The 19,311-nt window shown below is 65.1% G+C and carries 21 protein-coding genes; 11 read left to right on the forward strand and 10 right to left on the reverse strand.

What is annotated here, in order from left to right:
* Together STE01S_RS09375 and STE01S_RS09380 are read right to left on the reverse strand one after the other, a co-directional pair.
* Entirely contained in the window at window positions 1-471 is a 471-nt protein-coding gene (locus STE01S_RS09375) for a GtrA family protein (protein ID WP_062767250.1), read from the reverse strand.
* Window positions 468-1,157: a ferritin-like domain-containing protein gene (locus STE01S_RS09380; RefSeq protein ID WP_062767252.1), complete on the reverse strand. Its 690-nt coding sequence runs from the start codon at window positions 1,155-1,157 to the stop codon at window positions 468-470. The genes STE01S_RS09375 and STE01S_RS09380 overlap by 4 nt, the downstream gene beginning before the upstream one ends.
* Before the next feature lie 187 nt (window positions 1,158-1,344).
* Between STE01S_RS09380 and STE01S_RS09385 the strand changes: the two genes are divergently transcribed.
* The 5 genes from STE01S_RS09385 (at window position 1,345) to STE01S_RS09405 (ending at window position 6,004) form a co-directional block, all read left to right on the forward strand.
* On the forward strand, window positions 1,345-2,145 hold the full coding sequence (locus STE01S_RS09385) for a dienelactone hydrolase family protein (RefSeq protein WP_062767254.1): 801 nt from the start codon (window positions 1,345-1,347) through the stop codon (window positions 2,143-2,145).
* Window positions 2,146-2,190: 45 nt separating this feature from the next.
* A complete protein-coding gene (rph, locus tag STE01S_RS09390) occupies window positions 2,191-2,907 on the forward strand; it encodes a ribonuclease PH (protein ID WP_062767256.1) in 717 nt (238 codons plus the stop codon).
* A 190-nt stretch (window positions 2,908-3,097) separates the two neighbouring features.
* Window positions 3,098-3,724 carry an RdgB/HAM1 family non-canonical purine NTP pyrophosphatase gene (rdgB, locus tag STE01S_RS09395; RefSeq protein ID WP_062767330.1) on the forward strand — a complete coding sequence of 209 codons (627 nt, stop codon included), beginning with the start codon at window positions 3,098-3,100 and terminating at the stop codon, window positions 3,722-3,724.
* Between the two features lie 131 nt (window positions 3,725-3,855).
* On the forward strand, window positions 3,856-5,001 hold the full coding sequence (gene hemW / locus STE01S_RS09400) for a radical SAM family heme chaperone HemW (RefSeq protein WP_062767258.1): 1,146 nt from the start codon (window positions 3,856-3,858) through the stop codon (window positions 4,999-5,001).
* Window positions 5,002-5,110: 109 nt separating this feature from the next.
* On the forward strand, window positions 5,111-6,004 hold the full coding sequence (locus STE01S_RS09405) for a tyrosine-type recombinase/integrase (RefSeq protein ID WP_062767260.1): 894 nt from the start codon (window positions 5,111-5,113) through the stop codon (window positions 6,002-6,004).
* On the opposite strand, the gene STE01S_RS09410 is transcribed toward STE01S_RS09405, so the two are convergent.
* From STE01S_RS09410 to rsmI, 4 genes are read right to left on the reverse strand one after another with little or no spacing between them, the layout of a single operon-like run.
* Window positions 6,001-6,609 carry a DedA family protein gene (locus tag STE01S_RS09410; RefSeq protein ID WP_003039464.1) on the reverse strand — a complete coding sequence of 203 codons (609 nt, stop codon included), beginning with the start codon at window positions 6,607-6,609 and terminating at the stop codon, window positions 6,001-6,003. The two genes, STE01S_RS09405 and STE01S_RS09410, sit on opposite strands and share 4 nt — an antisense overlap.
* A 22-nt stretch (window positions 6,610-6,631) precedes the next feature.
* On the reverse strand, window positions 6,632-7,582 hold the full coding sequence (gene gshB / locus STE01S_RS09415) for a glutathione synthase (RefSeq protein ID WP_062767262.1): 951 nt from the start codon (window positions 7,580-7,582) through the stop codon (window positions 6,632-6,634).
* An 11-nt stretch (window positions 7,583-7,593) separates the two neighbouring features.
* A complete protein-coding gene (locus STE01S_RS09420) occupies window positions 7,594-7,944 on the reverse strand; it encodes a YraN family protein (RefSeq protein ID WP_062767264.1) in 351 nt (116 codons plus the stop codon).
* Window positions 7,941-8,801 carry a 16S rRNA (cytidine(1402)-2'-O)-methyltransferase gene (gene rsmI / locus STE01S_RS09425; protein ID WP_062767266.1) on the reverse strand — a complete coding sequence of 287 codons (861 nt, stop codon included), beginning with the start codon at window positions 8,799-8,801 and terminating at the stop codon, window positions 7,941-7,943. Before rsmI ends, STE01S_RS09420 begins: the two co-directional genes overlap by 4 nt.
* Window positions 8,802-8,811: 10 nt before the next feature.
* On the opposite strand from rsmI, the gene STE01S_RS09430 reads away from it, so the two are divergent.
* Both STE01S_RS09430 and infC read left to right on the forward strand, forming a co-directional pair.
* Window positions 8,812-9,999: a penicillin-binding protein activator gene (locus STE01S_RS09430; RefSeq protein WP_040589271.1), complete on the forward strand. Its 1,188-nt coding sequence runs from the start codon at window positions 8,812-8,814 to the stop codon at window positions 9,997-9,999.
* Between the two features lie 185 nt (window positions 10,000-10,184).
* Entirely contained in the window at window positions 10,185-10,721 is a 537-nt protein-coding gene (infC, locus tag STE01S_RS09435) for a translation initiation factor IF-3 (protein WP_003039450.1), read from the forward strand.
* 10 nt (window positions 10,722-10,731) lie between these two features.
* On the opposite strand, the gene STE01S_RS09440 is transcribed toward infC, so the two are convergent.
* Window positions 10,732-11,427 (reverse strand): NRDE family protein, encoded by a 696-nt coding sequence (locus tag STE01S_RS09440; RefSeq protein WP_062767268.1) that lies wholly within the window; start codon window positions 11,425-11,427, stop codon window positions 10,732-10,734.
* Between the two features lie 128 nt (window positions 11,428-11,555).
* On the opposite strand from STE01S_RS09440, the gene STE01S_RS09445 reads away from it, so the two are divergent.
* Complete coding sequence (locus STE01S_RS09445; protein ID WP_062767270.1) at window positions 11,556-11,993, forward strand: hypothetical protein; 438 nt, start codon at window positions 11,556-11,558, stop codon at window positions 11,991-11,993.
* Between the two features lie 121 nt (window positions 11,994-12,114).
* On the opposite strand, the gene STE01S_RS09450 is transcribed toward STE01S_RS09445, so the two are convergent.
* From STE01S_RS09450 to uvrB, 3 genes are read right to left on the reverse strand one after another with little or no spacing between them, the layout of a single operon-like run.
* The gene (locus STE01S_RS09450; protein ID WP_409371973.1) at window positions 12,115-13,341 is read right to left on the reverse strand and encodes a S10 family peptidase; all 1,227 of its coding nucleotides are present in this window, start codon (window positions 13,339-13,341) and stop codon (window positions 12,115-12,117) included.
* Window positions 13,250-13,675, reverse strand: a complete 426-nt coding sequence (locus STE01S_RS21010) for a DUF1924 domain-containing protein (protein ID WP_409371974.1) — start codon at window positions 13,673-13,675, stop codon at window positions 13,250-13,252. Before STE01S_RS21010 ends, STE01S_RS09450 begins: the two co-directional genes overlap by 92 nt.
* Before the next feature lie 42 nt (window positions 13,676-13,717).
* The gene (gene uvrB, locus STE01S_RS09455; protein ID WP_040589269.1) at window positions 13,718-15,904 is read right to left on the reverse strand and encodes an excinuclease ABC subunit UvrB; all 2,187 of its coding nucleotides are present in this window, start codon (window positions 15,902-15,904) and stop codon (window positions 13,718-13,720) included.
* A 50-nt stretch (window positions 15,905-15,954) separates the two neighbouring features.
* Between uvrB and STE01S_RS09460 the strand changes: the two genes are divergently transcribed.
* From STE01S_RS09460 to STE01S_RS09470, 3 genes are all read left to right on the forward strand, one after another.
* Window positions 15,955-16,518, forward strand: a complete 564-nt coding sequence (locus STE01S_RS09460; RefSeq protein ID WP_062767274.1) for a DUF3617 domain-containing protein — start codon at window positions 15,955-15,957, stop codon at window positions 16,516-16,518.
* A gap of 520 nt (window positions 16,519-17,038) precedes the next feature.
* A complete protein-coding gene (locus STE01S_RS09465; protein ID WP_062767276.1) occupies window positions 17,039-18,799 on the forward strand; it encodes a tetratricopeptide repeat protein in 1,761 nt (586 codons plus the stop codon).
* 222 nt (window positions 18,800-19,021) lie between these two features.
* A complete protein-coding gene (locus STE01S_RS09470; RefSeq protein WP_003039428.1) occupies window positions 19,022-19,258 on the forward strand; it encodes an acyl carrier protein in 237 nt (78 codons plus the stop codon).
* Window positions 19,259-19,311: the final 53 nt, after the last annotated feature.

The following is a 19,311-nucleotide window of genomic DNA, read 5'->3' on the forward strand; positions in this document are numbered from 1 at the left end:
TTACACCTGTCGAAAATTGAGCACCGCGTTGAGCACGAACATCGCGAGCCCGGCAAAGACGGACACGATCACGCGGGCGACGAGATAGTGGATGGCGGTCCATTTCAGCAAGGCGACAAAGAGCAGGATGGTGATCGCCATGCCCACCCCCGCGTTGACCAGAAAGATCAGATAGCCTGACCCGATGGCGCGATCGGTGCCGCGAAATATCCACGAACGGCCGAGCGCATAATGCAGGCTGTTCGAGGTCAGAAAGCCGATCGCCGCCGCGGGCACCGCCTGCATCCTGCCCCATTGCACCAGGCCCCAGAGCACGGCGAGACCGACCAGAAAGACGGCGCTGCTGACCGCCGTGTTCTTGAGCAGCATGCCGCCGACGCGGCGATTGAACAGGCGCGACGCCAGCCCGGCTTCGCCCGCCGGGGCCTGTCCGTTGGCGGGCAATTCCGCCCCTGCACTATAGTCGGTCATGCAGCGGCGTGGGCCGCGAGCGGGCGATCGCCATAGGCTTCATCATCGCGCGCATCGGGCCAGGCGGTGCGGCGCCCGACCCACGGGTTGAGGAAGAGCCACGGCAGCTTGATGAACAGCAATTCGGAATGGATGAAGGCATCGATAGCGCGTTCCCACCAGCGCGGGCGGCGGCGACCGTGGGCGACCAGCCAGGCTTCATAAGGAGCCCAGTGGCTCGGTTCGTCCTTGTGGATGATCCGGAAAATCCGGGTCAGGATCGGATCGTCGAGCACGAAGCGGTTCTTCAGCAGGGTTTCGACCTGCTTGTAGCCGCGCCGTTCGGTCAGCGCGATGACGCGGCAGAGCCGTTCGAACAGCTCGTCGCGATCGATGACCGCCTGCGTATCGAGCTTGTCGATCGGCGTGCGAAAGACGATTTCGACGAAGCGGTCGATATGCCCGAAGGTGCGATCGACATCGAGCGGCATCGAGCCGCGCCGTTCGAACCAGCGACGAAACATCATATAATGTTTGCGCTCGTCGCCGCGGTGGCTTTCGATCGCGGCGATCAAGGCTAGATCGTCGGGCGTCCGCGCGCGAACCGCTTCGATAACCCGGTCGATCGCGGTATAGCCGCGATGTTCGTTATAAATATAGATCGACCCGAGTACGAGCAGATAGCGTTCGCGCAACCAGCGCAGCATAGGCATCTCCCACCAAAGCGACTGATTATCACCCTTCGCGGCGCTAGTCGAATGGCGCGATGCCGCTTTGTCGCCCTGCTTTGCCGAAATCGGGTCGAGCTGCGCGATGAAAACAGGTGCATCGGATGCATCTTATGCCTAGCCTTCGTCAAGGTTCGAGCGGTCTGGGCCGCGGGGAGAGAAAAGCATGACGACACGTCCGCTCGATCGCGACGATCCGCTCGACGATTTCGACCGGCGGACGATCCGGCTGCTCGGCACCGACCGGCTCGTCTATGTGACGGGCGGCGGCCCGGCGGTGATCGTGATGACCGAGATGCCGGGGATCAGCCCGCATGTCGCGCGGTTCGCGCGCTGGGTCCGCGATGCGGGCTTCACCGTCTATATGCCGCATATCTTCGGGAAGGACGGCGCGGTGCCGCGCATGCCGGGCGCATTGTTCACGATGATCGGCGGGTGCATCAGCCGCCAGTTCCGCGCTTTTCAGGCGAACGAAAGCTCGCCGGCGACGCAGTGGCTGCGCGCGCTCGCGGCGCTGGCGCATGAAGAATGCGGCGGCAACGGCGTCGGCGCGATCGGCATGTGCTTTACCGGCAATTTTGCGCTGTCGATGATGCTTGAGCCCGCGGTGCTCGCGCCGGTGCTCGCGCAGCCCTCGCTGCCGCTCAACGATCCTGCGGGAATGCATATCGCGCCCGATGAGCTGGCGGCGGTGAAGGCGCGGATGGAGGCCGAGGATCTGACCGTGCTCGCCTATCGCTTCGCGGGCGACAAATTTTGCAAGGCGGCGCGCTTTGCGGCGTATGCGGACGCGCTGGGCGACCGCTTCGTCGGCCGCGTCCTGCCCGACGAGGCGGCGAACCCCGACAGTCCGATGAAAAACCCGCACAGCGTCGTCACCATCCACCTGATCGACGAGGCAGGCCAGCCGACGGTGCAGGCGCGGGACGAAATCCTCGATTTCTTCAAGATGCGGTTGAGTGGATGACGGCGCGCGCCTAAGAGCCGCGCCTTCAACGATGAAAGGAATATCATGCGACCCTCCGGCCGCGCGCCCGACCAGATGCGCCCCATCGCCATCGAAACCGAATTCACCATCCACGCCGAAGGCAGCGTGCTGGTAAGCTTCGGCAACACCAAGGTGCTCGTCACCGCCAGCGTCGAGGAGAAGGTGCCGCCCTTCCTGCGCGGCAAGGGGCAGGGCTGGGTGACCGCCGAATATGGCATGCTGCCCCGCGCGACGCACACGCGCGGCAGCCGCGAGGCGGCGAAGGGCAAGCAGTCGGGACGGACGCAGGAAATTCAGCGGCTTATCGGGCGCAGCTTGCGCGCCGTCGTCGATATGAAGAAGCTCGGCGAGCGCCAGATCGTGATCGATTGCGACGTGATCCAGGCCGACGGCGGCACGCGCACCGCGTCGATTTCGGGCGCGTGGGTCGCGCTGCGGCTTGCGGTCGACAAGCTGATCGCGGCCAAGGCGATTGCGGAAGACCCGATCGAGGACAAGGTCGCGGCGATTTCCTGCGGCATGTATCAGGGCACCGCCGTCCTCGACCTCGACTATGACGAGGATTCGAACGCCGAAGCCGACGGCAATTTCGTGCTGACCGGCAAGGGCCAGATTGTCGAAGTGCAGGCGAGCGCCGAAGGCGCGACCTATGACGAGGAAGGCTTGCTGCGCCTCCTCCGCCTCGCGCGCATCGGCTGCGGCGAGATTTTCGCGGCGCAGGACAAGGCGGTGGGACGATAGAGTCTGATTTGAGTTCACGCGAAGACGCGAAGGCGCGAAGATGTAGCGTTTGCCGCGAAGCGGCCTCCTTTATCCCCGTCGCGTCATGACGCATCGTCGATATTAAAGGGGCCTGTCAGCCCGGAGCTTCTTCTTCGCGCCTTCGCGTCTTCGCGTGAACCAATTTAACCGACGGAAAATGGATCAGCCGATGCCGTACCGCAAACTCACCCCAGGCAAACTCGTCATCGCGAGCCATAATGCGGGCAAGGTGCGCGAGATTCGGGCACTGCTGTTGCCTTATGGCATCGAACCGGTGTCGGCGGGCGACCTGGGGCTTCCTGAACCCGACGAAACCGGGACGACATTCTGCGAAAATGCGCTGCTCAAGGCACATGCGAGTGCGTCGGCTGCGGGTCTTCCCGCGCTTGCCGACGACAGCGGGCTGGAGGTCGCGGCGCTGGGCGGGCGGCCCGGCGTCTATACGGCCGACTGGGCCGAACGGCAGTGGTTCGAGGGCGAAAAGGGGCGCGACTGGTATATGGCGATGGGAAAGGTCGAAGGCTTGCTCGCCGAGCAGGGGCCGGGCGTCGACCGCAGCGCCTGTTTCGTTTGCACGCTGGCGCTCGCCTGGCCTGACGGCCACGCCGAAATCTTCGAGGGCCGGGCGACTGGCAGCCTGACCTGGCCGCCGCGCGGTACGCTGGGGTTCGGTTATGATCCGGTCTTCGTACCGACCGGCAAGTCCCTGACTTATGCCGAGATCGATCCGGCCGAAAAACATGCGATCAGCCACCGGGCCGATGCCTTTGCGAAGCTGGTGGCGGGGGTGTTCTAGATCCTTCGTCGCCCCCGCGCAGGCGGGGCCGCTGGAGGTTTGTTTCGATCATCGCTGCGAAAACCGATAGCGGCCCCCGCCTGCGCGGGGGCGACGAGATTTTGCATTCTATTGAGTATATGTCGCCTCCCATGACAGAACCGCTCGCCCTCTATGTCCATTGGCCCTTTTGCGTCAGCAAATGCCCCTATTGCGACTTCAACAGCCATGTCCGCGAGAGCGTCGATCAGGCGGTCTGGCGCGCAGCATTGCTTTCGGATCTGCGGCACGAGGCGACGCTGCTGCCGGGGCGCCGAGTGTCGTCGATCTTCTTCGGGGGCGGCACGCCCAGCCTGATGCCGCCCGCGACGGTGGCGGCGGTGATCGCCGAGGCGGCGGCACTGTGGGGCCTGACCGACGACTGCGAGATCACGCTGGAGGCCAATCCCAACTCGGTCGAGGTTGCCGCCTTCGCCGATCTGGCGGCCGCGGGGGTCAATCGGGTGTCGATCGGCGTGCAGAGCTTCGATCCGCAAGTGCTTGAATTTCTGGGGCGCGCGCACAGCGGGGACGAGGCACGGCGGGCGATTGCGGCGGCGCAGGCGCATTTCCGCCGTGCCAGCTTCGACCTTATCTACGCGCGGCCGGGCCAAGGGCTTGCCGACTGGGAGCGCGAACTTGCCGATGCACTGGGGTTCGGCACCGGGCATCTTTCGCTCTATCAACTGACCATCGAACCCGGCACACGCTTCGCGACGCTCGCCGCCAAGGGCGAGCTTGTCCTGCCCGACGGCGATGCGGCTGCGGACCTGTTCGACGCGACGCAGGCGATGACGCGCGCGGCGGGGCTGCCGCGCTACGAAGTGTCGAACCATGCAAGGCCGGGCGAGGAAAGCCGCCATAATCTGACCTATTGGCGCTACGGCGATTACGCGGGGGTCGGGCCCGGCGCGCATGGGCGGCGGCTGGCGCAGGCGACCGAGCGCCACAAGAAGCCTGAGAATTTCATCACGGCGGTCGAACGCAACGGCCACGGCCTGAAGGTCGAGACCGACCTGCCGCCGCACGAACGCGCGACCGAGGCGATGCTGATGGGCCTGCGGCTGACCGAGGGCATCGATCTGGCGCGGATCGAGGTGCGGAGCGGCTTGGCGCGCGACGCGTTCGTCGATGCCGATGCGGTGGCGCGGCTGGCCGGGCAGGGGCTGATGCAGCAGACCGGCGACCGGCTGGGCGTGACCGACGACGGCATATTGCTGCTCGACAGCATCCTTTCCGAGGTGGTGCGAACAGGCTAGACCACTGCAAAGCCCTTTCGCCCTGAGCTTGTCGAAGGGCCGTTCTTCCCTTTTGGAGGCTGAAAGAAAGGACGGGGCTTCGACAAGCTCAGCCCGAACGGAGTGGGTTTTGTTTGACGTCCTGATCCGCGACTGGGACGCCCATCTGGCGCATGAAAAGCGCCGGTCGGACCATACGCGGCGCGCCTATATCGCGACCGCCGAGCGCTTTTGCGGCTTTCTGGCGCATTATCGCGGCGGCGCGGTCGATGCGCGCATGCTCAAAGGTCTGACCCCGAACGATCTGCGCTCCTATCTTGCCGATCGCCGCGCGGACGGGCTGGGCAATGCCTCGGCGGCGCGCGAATTGTCGGCGCTGCGCAGCTTCCTGCGCTTTGTCGGCGGATCGAACGCCAGCGTGCCGCAGATGCGCGGACCGCGCGTCAAAAAGGGGCTGCCGCGCCCGGTCGCGCCCGCCGAGGCGATGCAGCTTGCACAGGATGTCGAGGACAATGCCCGCGAAGCCTGGGTCGGCGCGCGCGATTTTGCCTTGCTGCTGCTGCTCTATGGTGCGGGTCTGCGCATCGGCGAGGCGCTATCGCTGACCGGCGCGGCGCTGCCGCTCGGCGAAACGCTGCGCGTGACCGGCAAGCGCGGCAAGACGCGGATCGTGCCGATCCTGCCCGCGGTCGCGGCGGCGGTCGCACGCTATGCCGCGGCCTGCCCCTGGCCGATGGGCAAGGATGCGCCGCTGTTCGTCGGCGCGCGCGGCGGGCCGCTGCAACCGGGCGTCGTGCGGGCCAGCGTCCGGCAGGCGCGCCGCGCGCTCGGCCTGCCCGAGCGCACGACGCCGCACGCGCTGCGCCACAGCTTCGCAACGCATCTGCTCGCGGGCGGGGCCGATTTGCGCAGCCTGCAGGAACTCTTGGGCCATGCGAGTCTGGCGTCGACGCAGATCTACACCGCCGTCGATGCCGCGCATCTGCTCGACGTCTATCGCAGCGCCCACCCGCGCGCCGGCTAGTCGCGGCGGTGCTTGGGTTTCCAGGTGAAGACGCGCCAGAAATAGAGAAGGACCAGCGAGCCGATCGCGACGAGCGCGAGCGGGCCGACGAACTGTTCGATATCGGCGAACTGTTTGCCGAACCAGTTGCCTGCGCCAGCGAGCGCGGCGATCCAGATCGTCGATCCGGCGGCGGTCCACAGCAGGAATTTCGCCTGATTCATATGGACCATGCCCGCAGGCAGCGACACCATCGTCCGCGCGACGGGCATGAATCGCGCGACGAAGACGATGCCCGGACCATATCGGACGAAGCCCGCGTGCAGCCGCTCGACCTCGTGCCAGTCGAGCGTCAGCCAGCGGCCGTGGCGGTCGATAAAGGGCTTCAGCCGCTTGTAGCCGATCCAGCGCCCGATCGCATACCACACCCAATTGCCCGCCGTGGTGCCGGCGACCGCGACCGCGACGAGCGTCCAGAAGTCGAAGCGTCCTTGCGCGACCGCGATGCCGCCCAGCCCCATGATGACTTCGGACGGGACGGGCGGGAAGACGTTTTCGAGGAACATCAGGACGGCAATGCCCCAATATCCCCACGCCTGAATCAGATCGAGGATGAATTCGGTCATGGAAGGCAAACGCGGTGGGAGCTCAAGCGATCCGGCGTTCTATCGCATCCCAGATCATGCCGGCCGTATCGCTGTTGTTGAAGCGGTCGATCGCAACGATGCCGGTCGGCGAGGTGACGTTGATTTCGGTGAGCCATTCGCCGCCGATCACGTCGATACCGACGAAGATCAGGCCGCGTTCCTTGAGCTGTGGGCCGAGCGCGGCGCAGATTTCCTGCTCGCGCGGCGTCAATTCGGCCGCTTCGGCATAGCCGCCGACGGCAAGGTTCGACCGGAATTCGCCTTCGCCGGGTTTGCGGTTGATCGCGCCCGCCACGTCGCCGTCGACCAGCACGATCCGCTTGTCGCCTTTGGACACGCTGGGCAGGAATTGCTGGACCATGAAGGGTTCGGGCCAGACCTGACCGAACAGTTCGACCAGTGCGCCCAGATTGCTGCCGTCGGCGTCGATGCGGAACACCGCCTTGCCGCCGTTGCCGTGCAGCGGCTTGACGACGACGGCGCCGTAGCGCGCCTGAAAATCCTTCACCGCGTCGAGATCGCGCGTGACCATCGTCGGCGGCATGAATTGCGGAAAATCGAGCACGAAAACCTTTTCGGGCGCGTTGCGCACCGAAACGGGATCATTGACCACCAGCGTCTCGCCCCGAATGCGTTCGAGCAGCCAGGTACCGGTAAGATAGCCGAGGTCGAAGGGCGGATCCTGCCGCATCAGCACGACATCGACATCGCGGCCGAGGTCGATCGTTACGGGATCGCCGAAGCGGTAATGCGCGCCGGACTCGCGCTTGACGTCGAGAACGGGGTGCGCCCGTGTCGTCAGCCGTCCGGCCTCCCAGGTCAGCCCGCGCACATCGTAGTGATAGAGGGTGTAGCCGCGTTCGAGCGCTTTCAGCATTAACGCGAAACTGCTGTCGCCGCCGATGTTGATGCCATCCATCGGGTCCATTTGAACCGCCGCGCACAGGGTCATTCCGTCTTCCTTCAGGGCTGCCAGACGTGGACCAGATGGCGAGGCAAGCGCCCCGGCGCAAGGAGCATCACGTCGATGCGAATATCATCATCAGGTCGCGCAAAGCGCACGCTGAGCATTTCTGCGGCTGCAGCGACGCGGCGCAGGCGAAATTCGTCGATCGCCATATCGAGATCGACGGCGCGATCGCGCCATTTCACTTCGACGAAAGCGAGTGTGCGGCCGCGCCGCGCCACCAGATCGACTTCGCCCGCGGGAACGCGCAGCCGTTCGCCCAGGATACGCCAGCCATGCAGGCGCAGCCACCAGGCGGCGCGCCGTTCGGCCCGGCGTCCGCGCGCTTCGGCGGCGGCGCGGTTCAAGCGCGATCCTTAAGCGCGAGTGCGCGCGCATAAACGGCGTGACGGTCGAGCCCGAAGCGTTTGGCGACGGCCTTGGCGGCTTTGGCCACCGGCTGCTCGTCCAGCGCCTCGCGCAGCGCCGCTTCGATCGCGTCGTCGTCCGCGGCTTCGACCGCCTGCTCCTGGGGTGGGCCGACCATCACGACGATCTCGCCCTTGGGCGGCGCGTCGGCGTAGCGGGCGGCGAGCGCTTCGAGGGGGCCGGTGACGCATTCTTCGTATAATTTGCTGATTTCGCGCGCGACCGCAGCCTCGCGATTGCCGAGGCCGGCGGCGAGCGCGGCCAGGGTCGCGACGAGGCGCGGCCCGCTTTCATAGAAGACGAGTGTGGCGCGCAGAGCGGCGAATTCGGCGATGGCGTCGGCGCGTGCCTTGGCCTTGTTCGGCAGGAAGCCCGCAAAAAGAAAGCGATCGCTTGGCAGGCCCGAGAGGGTGATGGCGGCGATCGCGGCGCAGGGGCCGGGCAGGGTGGTGATCGCCCGTCCCGCCGCGCGCGCATCGCGCACCAGCTTGTAGCCGGGGTCCGAAATCAGCGGGGTTCCGGCGTCGGACACCAGCACGACGACTTCGTCCGCCATCCGGGCAACCAGCGCCGCACGGGCGCGTTCGTCGCTATGATCGTGATAGGGGGTCATCGGAACACGCAAGCCCAGATGTGCGAGCAGCTTTGCCGTGACGCGCGTATCCTCCGCCGCGATCACGTCGGCGCGCGCAAGCACCGCCGCGGCGCGCGGGGTGATGTCGCCAAGGTTGCCGATGGGCGTCGCGACGATATAGAGACCGGGCAAGGGAGATATAGAGATGGTCGAATCCGGCATGGCGGCAGAGATGGCAGAAACGACGCGCGAGCGCCAAGGGAATGCGTCGCCGCGGCGGCAATTGCTGCGCGGTATCGCGACGCTGGCGCTTGGCGGGCTGCTCGCCGCATGCCAGGTGGTGCCAAAGACCAACGGTCCGGCCACCCCACCGCCGCCCGACAAGCCCACCGACAATGTCGGCCCCGGCCTGCCGACCGATACCGACCGCCACCGCGTCGCGCTGCTCGTTCCGCAGACGGGAACCAACGCCGATGTCGGCATGGCGATCGCCAATGCGACGACGATGGCGCTGCTCGATACCAAGGCCGACAAGGTCCGCATCACGACGTATGACACCGCGCTGGGCGCCGCCGCGGCTGCGAAGCAGGCGGTGGCCGACGGCAACAAGCTGATCCTCGGCCCGCTGCTCAGCGAGGATGTCACCGCGGTGGCGCCGATCGCGCGGGCGGCGAAGGTGCCCGTCATCAGCTTTTCGAACGACAGCAGCGTCGCGGGCAACGGCGTCTTCATCATGGGCTTCGTTCCCGGCCAGTCGGTCGAGCGGGTCGTGAGCTTTGCCCGCGCCAAGGGGCAGCAGCGCTTCGGCGCGCTGATCCCCAAGAATCTTTATGGCGAGCGGTCGATGGCGGCGTTCAAGGCGGCGGTCGCCAATGCGGGCGGAACGCTCGTCGCGACCGAAACCTATGACCGCAGCGCCGCAGCGCTGACGGGCGCGGCGCGCCGTCTGGCGAGTGCGGGTGCGATGGACGCGGTGCTGATCGCCGATGTCGGCGGCAATGCGGTGCGCGCGGTTCCGATCATCAAGGGCGCGGGACAGCGCCAGATCCTCGGCACCGAATTGTGGAACACCGATGCGACGCTGGGCGGCAATCCGGCGATGCGCGGTGCATGGTTCGCCAGCGTTTCGGACGGCCTCTACGGCCAGCTCGCCACCAAATATCGCACCCGGTTCGGCAAGGCGCCCTATCGCCTGGCCAGCCTCGGCTATGATTCGGTGCTGCTGACGGTGCGCATTGCGCGTGACTGGAAGCCGGGGACCAACTTTCCTGCCGGGCGCCTGATGGCGGCGGACGGGTTCGGCGGCATCGACGGCATCTTCCGCTTCAACGACCGCGGCATCGCGATCCGCGCGCTGGAGGTCAGCGAGGTGGGGGCGGGCGGCTTCCGCGTGATCGACCCCGCGCCCGCCAAATGGTAGGGTCCGGATCCTAGGGGCGGCGGGCGTGGCATAGCCGCCACAGTCGGACGAAAACCGCCGGTAAATTGCGCACGGCAACCTTTACGCCGCGCCAATGTTCATTATATGTGCACCGCGCGCGCGTTTGCGCGCCCGCTGCGCATATGAACTGAAACGACACAGGAGATACAGCTATACGCCCGCCCATGACCCGCCGCCCGCTGGCGCCAATGCCGCCGAAGAACGGCCCGCGATACAATGAATTCATCGCCTCGCCCAAGGTCCGTGTGATCGACGAGGAAGGCGAAAATCTGGGCGTAATGCTGACTGCTGAAGCGATCGAACAGGCGGCCGAAGTCGGCCTCGATCTGGTCGAAGTATCCCCCAACGCCGATCCGCCGGTGTGCAAGTTCCTGGATGTGGGCAAGTATAAATACGAAGCCCAGAAAAAAGCCAATGCGGCCCGCAAGACGCAGAAGACCCAGGAAATCAAAGAGATCAAGATGCGTCCGAACATCGACGATCATGATTTCGAAGTGAAGATGAAGAAGGTCTTCGACTTCCTCGAGGAAGGTGACAAGGTCAAGATGACCATGCGCTTCCGCGGCCGCGAAATGAGCCATACGCAGCTCGGCCTCAACGTGCTGCAGCGCGTGGCGGAGATGACGGCAGAGATCGCCAAGGTCGAGGCGCATCCGCGCACCGAAGGGCGGCAGATGCTGATGGTGCTCGCACCCAAATAGGATTTGCGGCTCAGCCGATACGAAAATCGAGGGCGGTCGTTCCGGCGGAGCGGCCGCCCGCTTCGTATCGGCGTTCGACCATGCGGACATGGCCGCTCGCGCCGATCATGACCAGCGTCGAGGCGCGCGTGCCATAGACCTCGCCGCGCAGGAACAGTGCCGGGTCTCCTTCGGCGGTCAGCGTATCGAGCAGCCCTTCGGGGTCGGCGCCGGCCTCGACCGTGGCGGCCAGCGCAGCGCGCAGCCGTTCGGCGCGCGGGCAGGGGCGGTCGGCGGGTTCGTTGGCAAGGGCATGAACGCCGTCCGCCAGCGCCGCGATCAGCGGCTGGGGCCGGTTGGTGAGCAGGCGGGCATTTCCATCGGCGGCGAACAGATTGAAGGCATTGAACCGGTCGAGATCGGCTTCGGACGGATCGCCGAAACGCCCGTCGCCGCGCAGCATGTCGACGACGAGCGCGCCGCGCGATTCCTTCGCCGGATCGGGCATCGCGCCGCGGACATTGGTCACCACGACGACGCGTCCGCTCGGTCGATGCACGCCAAGCCATGTCCCGCCGGCTTGCAGGTCGCGCCCGGCTACGATGCCGCTGTCATCGTCCCATTCGGCGAGCGCCGCCGCAGGCCGCGCGTGAAACTCGTCACGGTTGCCGATCAGGATCAGCGGCCAGTCGGGATGGACGCGGCGAGCAAGGGCGACGACACACATGCGCTGCCTATCGGAGAGCGCGGCGGATTTGCCAAGCGTTTACGGTGTGTTGCGCGCCTACATCACCAATTGTCCAGCGCGCGAATGGATGATAGTCTGCCCCCATCTTTCTGGAGGGGGAGATCAACATGAATGTAGCCGTCAAAACGCCGTGGCACCTGTGGGTCGTCGGGGCCGTATCGCTCGTCTGGAACGCCTTCGGCGCGATGGACTATGTGATGACCAAGATCCAGAATCCCGATTATCTGGCCGCTTTCACGCCCGAGCAGCAGGCGTGGTTTACGGGCTTTCCGGTCTGGGCGAACGCGGGATGGGCGCTCGGCGTTTGGGGATCGGTGCTCGGATCGCTTCTGCTGCTCGTCCGCAGCCGCCATGCGGTCACAGCGTTCCTGGTATCGCTCGTCGGGCTGGCCGTCAGCTGTATCTACCAGTTCGGTATGCATTATGGCGACCTGATGCGGATGTTCGGAACCTTCCCGATGGTCTTCACCGCGGTCATCTGGGTCATCCTGATCGCGCTGTTCGTCTACGCACGCAAACAGGCCGCGGCCGGGGTGCTGCGTTAGGTAGTGCGGATAAGCTGAGAACCGTCGCCCCCGCGAAGGCGGGGGCCGCTATCGGCCTTTTCCTTGGGCGCTGCGTAAGCCGACGGCGGCCCCCGCCTTCGCGGGGGCGACGGTTTTTCACCTACCGCGCGCGAATGAATGCCCGAACGTCCTCGGACAATTTGTGGCGATCCTCGTCGCGGATATACATCATGTGGCCGGCGTCATAATATTTATACTCGATCCGATCCTGCGGGATGCCGGTGCGCGACAGCGAATATTCGGCGGCGAAAAAGGGCGTCGCGAAATCATAATAGCCCTGACCGACAAAGACGCGCAGTCCGCTGTTTTCGCGCAGCGCCTGCCCGATATAGGGCGCGACGTTGAGATAGGCGTTGGTGTCGCGGCCTCCGATGCGCCAGTCCCACTGGCCGCCGATGCCGCTGATCGATTGATATTCGCGGTCGGTCTTGAACCCCAGCGTATCGCGCGCCCAGCTGTTGATCGCGGCGGTGTAGCCCGCGTCGATGCCATAGAAGCTGGGATCATTGTCGGGCTCTTCGCCGGCATTGTCATAGTCCTTGCCCGTGTAGCGGCTGTCGAGCCGGCCGACGGTCAGGCCGCGGTCGCGCAGCAATTCCTTGTAGAAGCGGCCGGGCGTGACGCGCAGATCCGCCTGTTCGAGATAGGTTTCGGACAGGCCGGTGAAGCGGGCAAGCTCGCGGCGGATCGCGGCGCGTTCCTCGCCCTGCAGCTTCTGCCCCTTGAGCAGCGCCGCGGCATAGGGCCCGATCGCCCACTGGCGCGCCTCTTCGGCGAATTGTTCGACCGACGGCGCGCTTGCCTTGCCGTGATAGAGGGCGGTCGTCGCCATCGAAGGGAGGTTGGTGATATAGCTGAGCTCGTTGCCCGGTGTATCGGACCCGGCCGCGAAATCGAGCACCGTCGAGATGAGGATGATGCCGTTGAGGCCGACATCGTTGAAGGTGACATTCATCAACTGGTTCGCGACCGCCGCCGAGCGCGTGGTGCCATAGCTTTCCCCGCCCAGGAATTTGGGGCTGTTCCAGCGGCCATTGTCGTTGAGCCAGCGGCGGATGACTTCGGCGACGGCTTTCGCGTCCTGCGTCACGCCATAATAATCCTTGGGGTCGGCCTTGCCGATCAGGTGCGAGAAGCCGGTGCCGGGCGGGTCGATGAAGACGATGTCGGTCACGTCGAGCAGCGAATCGGGGTTGTCGACGATGGGGTAAGGCGGGGCGCCGTCATCCTTGGCATCACTGGGGATCGCGACGCGCTTCGGCCCGAACGCACCCATCATCAACCAGACGGTGCCCGACCCGGGCCCGCCGTTGAACAGAAAAGTCACCGGGCGGCCCGGATCGCGCGGCTCCTTGATATAGGAGGTGGTGACGATCGCCGCTTCGGGCACGCCATCCTTGTTCTTCAGGATCGTCTCGCCGATCGTCGCGGCATAGCCGATCTTCTGCCCGCCAAACGTCCCCGAAAGGCGCGTCGTGCGCACCTGCGGCACGACGTCCTCGGCTTTTTCCGGCTTGGCTTTTTCGGCCGGCGCGTCCTGCGCGGCAAGCGTGGCAGGAACCGCAGCGGCAAGCGCCAGCGCGATCAGCGACAGACCCGTTTTCATAGATATTCTCCCCGTTTGTGGCGCGGACGCTAGGCCGCGCGTAAAGGGGAGACAAGGCTACTTGTCGGTTACAATCGGGCTTTGGTCGAAGGGGGCGTTACCGCCCCCACTTCGTCTTGCTCTGCTTCCCGAAGCGGCCCTTGCGCGTACCCGGCTTGCCTTCGTTCGAGCGGCCGACGCGCGGGGCGACCTGTTCGTCTGCGGGCAGGCCGAGTTCGTCGGCTTCGAGGCGGCGGATTTCGTCGCGCAGGCGGCCGGCTTCCTCGAATTCCAGGTCGGCGGCGGCGTCGCGCATCCGCTTTTCGAGGTCGGCGATATAGGCGCGCAGATTGTGGCCGACCATATGGTCGGGCTTATCGTCGCCGAGGTCGATGGTGACCTGATCCTTCGACGCGACATGCGCGATGATGTCGCCGATGTTGCGCTTGATCGTCGTCGGCGTGATGCCATGTTCTTCGTTATACGCTTGTTGCTTGGCGCGGCGGCGGTCGGTTTCGCGCAGCGCGCGTTCCATGCTGCCGGTGATGCGGTCGGCGTAGAGGATGACGCGGCCATCGACGTTGCGCGCGGCACGGCCGATCGTCTGGACGAGGCTGGTTTCGCTGCGCAGAAAGCCTTCCTTGTCGGCGTCGAGGATCGCGACGAGCCCGCATTCGGGAATGTCGAGGCCCTCGCGCAGCAGGTTGATACCGACGAGCACGTCGAACACGCCGAGCCTGAGGTCGCGAATGATCTCGATGCGCTCGAGCGTTTCGACGTCGCTGTGCATGTAACGGACCTTGAGCCCCGCTTCGTGCAGGAACTCGGTCAGATCCTCGGCCATGCGCTTGGTGAGCGTGGTGACGAGGGTGCGATAACCCGCCGCGGCGGTCTTCTTCGCCTCGGCGATCAGATCGTCGACCTGCTCCTCGACCGGCTTGATCTCGACCGGCGGGTCGATCAGCCCGGTCGGGCGGATGACCTGCTCGGCGAAAACGCCCTGGGTGCGGTCCATTTCCCACGGCCCCGGGGTTGCCGACACGCTGACCGTCTGGGGGCGCATCATGTCCCATTCGGCGAAACGCAACGGCCGGTTGTCGATGCAGGAGGGCAGGCGAAAGCCATATTCGGCGAGGGTGATCTTGCGGCGATGGTCGCCCTTCGACATCGCGCCGATCTGCGGGATCGTCTGATGGCTTTCATCGACGAACAGCAAGGCATTGTCGGGGAGATATTCGAACAAGGTCGGCGGCGGCTCGCCCGGCAGGCGGCCGGTCAGGAAGCGGCTGTAATTCTCGATTCCCGCGCAGCTTCCGGTGGCGGCGATCATTTCGAGGTCGAAATTGGTCCGCTGTTCGAGCCGCTGCGCTTCGAGCAGCCGGCCTTCGGTTTCGAGTTCCTTCAGGCGCTCGGCGAGTTCGTGGCGGATCGCTTCGGTCGCCTGCTTCAGCGTCGGGCCGGGCGTGACATAGTGGCTGTTGGCATAGACGCGCACATAGTTGAGGCTGGCGATCTTCTTGCCGGTCAGCGGGTCGAATTCGGTGATCTCCTCGATCTCGTCACCGAAGAAGCTGACACGCCACGCCATATCCTCATAGTGCGACGGGAAAATTTCGAGGCTGTCGCCGCGGACGCGGAAATTGCCGCGCGCGAAGGCCTGGTCGTTGCGCTTGTATTGCAGGGCGACGAGCTTGCGGATGATCTCTCCGCTGTCGACGACCTGACCCTTCTTCAAATCGAAGATCATCGCCGAATAGGTCTCGACCGATCCGATGCCGTAAAGGCACGATACCGAGGCGACGATGATGACGTCGTCGCGTTCGAGAAGGGCGCGCGTCGCCGAATGGCGCATGCGGTCGATCGCCTCGTTTACGCTGCTTTCCTTCTCGATATAGGTGTCGGACCGCGGCACATAGGCCTCGGGCTGGTAATAGTCGTAATAGCTGACGAAATATTCGACCGCATTGTTCGGAAAGAAGCTCTTGAACTCGCCGTAGAGCTGCGCCGCGAGAATCTTGTTGGGCGCGAGGATCAGCGCCGGGCGCTGCAACTCCTCGATCACCTTCGCCATGGTGAAGGTCTTGCCCGATCCCGTGACGCCCAGCAGCACCTGGTCGCGCTCGCCCTCCCTGGCGGTATCGACCAGCTCGCGGATCGCGGTCGGCTGATCGCCCGCCGGGGAATAGTCGCTGACCAGTTCGAACCGCTTGCCGCCCTCCACCTTGTCGGGGCGGGCGGGACGGTGCGGTACATAGTCCTGCGCCGTGTCGATTTCGTCGAGCGAGGTGCGAATCTGAATTGCCATCGCTGCCAATATGGTGAGGATGCCGCACATCGGCAACGGCGGGAGTCCGGATGATGTTCAAGCGCAATATTCTGTTGGTGACGGGCGCGCTGCTCGCGCTGTCTGCATGCGACAGCGGCAAGGGCGTATCGGCCAAGAATGAATCGGTCGAATCGGTGCAGAACAAGGTCGCCGATGCCGTCGCTTCGGGCGAGTTCATGAAGCCCGGCCAATGGGCGGGCACGGTGAAGATCACCGACATGACGATGCCGGGCATGGAAAAACTGCCGCCGCAGATGCAGGAGCAGATGAAGGCGCGGCTGGCACAGGGGCATAGTTTCGAAAACTGCCTGACCCCGGAAGACGCGCGCGACCCGAAGGCGCGAATGGCGGAAAACTCGGGCGGCAAATGCACCTATGATCATTTCGAGATGGCGCATGGCGTGATTGACGCGAAGATGAGCTGCACCAGCGAAGCCGGTCCGCGGACGATGACGATGAAGGGCACCTACAGCGGCGACAGCTACCAGATGGAAATGGCGAGCACGGGGCAGGGCGAAGGGCCTGCGGGCATGTCGATGAAGATGCAGATGTCGGCCAAGCGTACCGGCGCCTGCAAGGCCGGCGACGTCTGACGCGACGAGCGCAGACCCCGGCCGACGGCTCCATCTGGATCGGATTGGCGTGACGCTTGAGAGCGACCATGCTGTCGGAATAGGGTAAGTGCGGACTTGCCGGGCGAGGTGCAGGTGGGGCTACAATCCCGCCCGGCGAAGTCACTTGTTCATGAGGCCTCGGGATATACCGGAGTGCGCCAGGGACCAGCTCGCGCGCTTCGATCCCGAAACCTCAATTGCCCGGCAGGCAAAGCCCGAACCGGGCCGTGACCGCGCAAGCGCGCATCACGACAATCGAACGATCTCATGGCGTCGGGGAAGATGACAGTAACATGGGGTCACGTTGCGGCATGTCGCCCAAAATTAGGATTTCCTTAATCTTTTCGTCCTGTTCTTTCACCCTTCCGAGAGGGGTTAAACCCGGTGAAATATGGCCAATCCGGGCTGTTACCGTTACATTGAAACAAATATGGCTGGCCGCATTCGTCGATTTGCGTATCTAGCGGACACACCCCGCCAGAGGGTATAAGAGGGTTGCATGGACCGCGCGAAAGCGAACAAGACACTCGAGGCCGGCGAAACCGACCAGATCATCGCCGAGGAGTTCGAGAGGCTCCGCGAGTCCCAGTTGTTCCTGCGCTCGCCGGTCTTGTCGCGCCTGCTCCAATATCTCGTCGAACACCGGCTTCGCGGCGGCCGCAGCGCTCCCAAGGCCTATGCGATCGCGACCGAGGCGCTGGGGCGTAACGCCGATTTCGATCCCGCGGTCGACAGCTATCCACGCGTGATGGTGGGCCGCCTGCGCAATCTTCTCGACCGCTATTATGCCGAAACGCCGTGGGTCCATCGCCTGCGCGTCCCACAGGGCAGCTACGAGATCGTGGTGCAGCACCGCACCGCACCGCCGGCACGTAGCGCCGCTGTAACCCCCGGCGTCGGCGAAGAGGCGGTGGCTGCGGAGGCGGGCGGGGCCGGTGTGACGTCAACGCGTCATCCCGGCGTTGGAGCGCCATCGTCGCGGGCGCGCTGGTGGACGGTGCTGGTCATCGTCGCGGTTGCCATGCTTGCGGGCGGCTGGTGGCTTGCCGGCAATTGGCAGCGGATGTTCGCGCCTTCGGCCGTGCCGCCGCCGCTGCTCGAGGTTGCGATTCCGCAATCGGGAAGCACGCCGGTTTCGCGCGCGCTGGCCCGCGCGCTCGATGCGCGACTGCGCGACGGCTTGCGCCGTTTCGACCTCGTCGACCTGCGCAGCGCAGTCTCGGCGGGCAAACCCGATACAACGCAGCACGCCGACTATCGCCTCGACGTTTCGATCGTCCGCACGCTCGCGGGGCCGGCCGATATCACCCTGGTCCTCAACCGCGTTTCCGATCAGCGCACCATCTGGTCGCAGCAATTTCACCTGGCGCGCGATCAGATGCCCGGATTCGAAGCGATCGATCCGGCGATCGCGCAGATTGCCGGCGATTATGGCGTGATCGTTCGCGATCAGCTGGCGCGGCAGCCGGAGAATTTTGCGCCCGGCTATCCGTGCCTGGCGCAGTTCAACCGGTTGCGACAACTGCGCGACAAGGACACCGCGAAGAAGGTCGATGCCTGCCTGCGCGCGACGATCTTTCGCAATCCACGCGACGCGGCGGCGCTTGCCGCGCTCTCGCTCGTGCGTTTCGGGGATTGGCAGCCGCTGCGCGGCACACCGGCGGGCGACAAGGCCTATGCCGAAGCCGTCTCGCTCGCCCAGCGCGCTTATGACAGCGGCGCCGAAACTGCGGCGGCGACATTCGCGATGGCGCGCGCACAATATTATGCCGGCAATTGCCGCGGCGGCGTTGGCATTGGCGATGCCGCGGTACGGCTCAACCCCTATGATGCCGACACGGCCGGCTTCCAAGGGATGTTCAAGATTGCCTGCGACCAGCCTATAGAAGGTATCGCGCTGCTCGAACGGTCGTTGGCGCTCGACGCGTCGGCGCCAGGCGTCCCGGCGGTCACGCTCGCCTTCGTCTATTCGCAGCAGGGGCGGCAGGACGACGCGCTGGCTGTCCTCGATCATATGCCATCGCCCAGCACCATGGAGCCGCAATATACGATGGTGCGGGCCATCGTTTTTGCGCGGCAGGGCAAGGTCGACGAAGCGCGCGGCCTGTGGCGGCATTTGCTCGATTACACGCGCCAGCCGCAGGATGCGCCACCCGAAAAGGTGCTGCGCCAGTTCATGATAAATCCCGCGGTCATCGGCCGCGCGTCAAAGGCGCTGCGGGAATCGGGGGTGGTGGCACCGCAGCCGGTCGCGCGATGAACGGTGCGCCTGGCGCTTGAAGGCCGCGGTGCCGTTTCCTATTTATGCGGTGGTTGCCCAGGGGACGAAAGGGGGAGGCGTCTGGACCCGCCGCGCGGCAGGAAAGGGCGGGTTGATGCGAGCTTCGGCGCCCACAACGCGCCAGCCCTCTTGCCAGCCCCGCCGACGGACACTAGGGCAAATCCCAACATTCACGAGACAGTCAGAAAAAAGGAACTGTGCATGAGCGATTCGGCCGAAAAGGTTAAAAAGATCGTCGTCGAACATCTGGGCGTCGAAGCCGACAAGGTCACCGAAGAAGCGAGCTTCATCGACGATCTGGGCGCCGACAGCCTGGACATCGTCGAACTGGTGATGGCGTTCGAAGAAGAATTCGGTGTCGAAATTCCCGATGACGCGGCGGAAAAGATCGCCACCGTCAAGGACGCGATCGACTACATCGAAGCGAACAAGGGCTAAAGCGGTCCGGTCCGGCACAGCCGGACGCGGCGGCGACGCTGCCCACGCGTTTC

Origin of the sequence: Sphingopyxis terrae subsp. terrae NBRC 15098 (assembly GCF_001598815.1) — a bacterium.
Classification (GTDB): Bacteria; Pseudomonadota; Alphaproteobacteria; order Sphingomonadales; family Sphingomonadaceae; genus Sphingopyxis; species Sphingopyxis terrae.

Bases quoted from the DNA above. Each gene is read 5' to 3' on its own strand.
- STE01S_RS09460 (WP_062767274.1), top strand. From the start codon at position 15,955: ATGATGTTCAAGCGCAATATTCTGTTGGTGACGGGCGCGCTGCTCGCG.
- gshB (WP_062767262.1), bottom strand. From the start codon at position 7,582: ATGACCCTGTGCGCGGCGGTTCAAATGGACCCGATGGATGGCATCAAC.
- uvrB (WP_040589269.1), bottom strand. From the start codon at position 15,904: ATGGCAATTCAGATTCGCACCTCGCTCGACGAAATCGACACGGCGCAG.
- rsmI (WP_062767266.1), bottom strand. From the start codon at position 8,801: ATGCCGGATTCGACCATCTCTATATCTCCCTTGCCCGGTCTCTATATC.
- STE01S_RS09375 (WP_062767250.1), bottom strand. From the start codon at position 471: ATGACCGACTATAGTGCAGGGGCGGAATTGCCCGCCAACGGACAGGCC.
- STE01S_RS09440 (WP_062767268.1), bottom strand. From the start codon at position 11,427: ATGTGTGTCGTCGCCCTTGCTCGCCGCGTCCATCCCGACTGGCCGCTG.
- rph (WP_062767256.1), top strand. From the start codon at position 2,191: ATGCGACCCTCCGGCCGCGCGCCCGACCAGATGCGCCCCATCGCCATC.
- STE01S_RS09380 (WP_062767252.1), bottom strand. From the start codon at position 1,157: ATGCTGCGCTGGTTGCGCGAACGCTATCTGCTCGTACTCGGGTCGATC.
- STE01S_RS09445 (WP_062767270.1), top strand. From the start codon at position 11,556: ATGAATGTAGCCGTCAAAACGCCGTGGCACCTGTGGGTCGTCGGGGCC.
- STE01S_RS09410 (WP_003039464.1), bottom strand. From the start codon at position 6,609: ATGACCGAATTCATCCTCGATCTGATTCAGGCGTGGGGATATTGGGGC.
- STE01S_RS09385 (WP_062767254.1), top strand. From the start codon at position 1,345: ATGACGACACGTCCGCTCGATCGCGACGATCCGCTCGACGATTTCGAC.
- STE01S_RS09470 (WP_003039428.1), top strand. From the start codon at position 19,022: ATGAGCGATTCGGCCGAAAAGGTTAAAAAGATCGTCGTCGAACATCTG.
- STE01S_RS09430 (WP_040589271.1), top strand. From the start codon at position 8,812: ATGGCAGAAACGACGCGCGAGCGCCAAGGGAATGCGTCGCCGCGGCGG.
- STE01S_RS09465 (WP_062767276.1), top strand. From the start codon at position 17,039: ATGGACCGCGCGAAAGCGAACAAGACACTCGAGGCCGGCGAAACCGAC.
- infC (WP_003039450.1), top strand. From the start codon at position 10,185: ATGACCCGCCGCCCGCTGGCGCCAATGCCGCCGAAGAACGGCCCGCGA.
- rdgB (WP_062767330.1), top strand. From the start codon at position 3,098: ATGCCGTACCGCAAACTCACCCCAGGCAAACTCGTCATCGCGAGCCAT.
- hemW (WP_062767258.1), top strand. From the start codon at position 3,856: ATGACAGAACCGCTCGCCCTCTATGTCCATTGGCCCTTTTGCGTCAGC.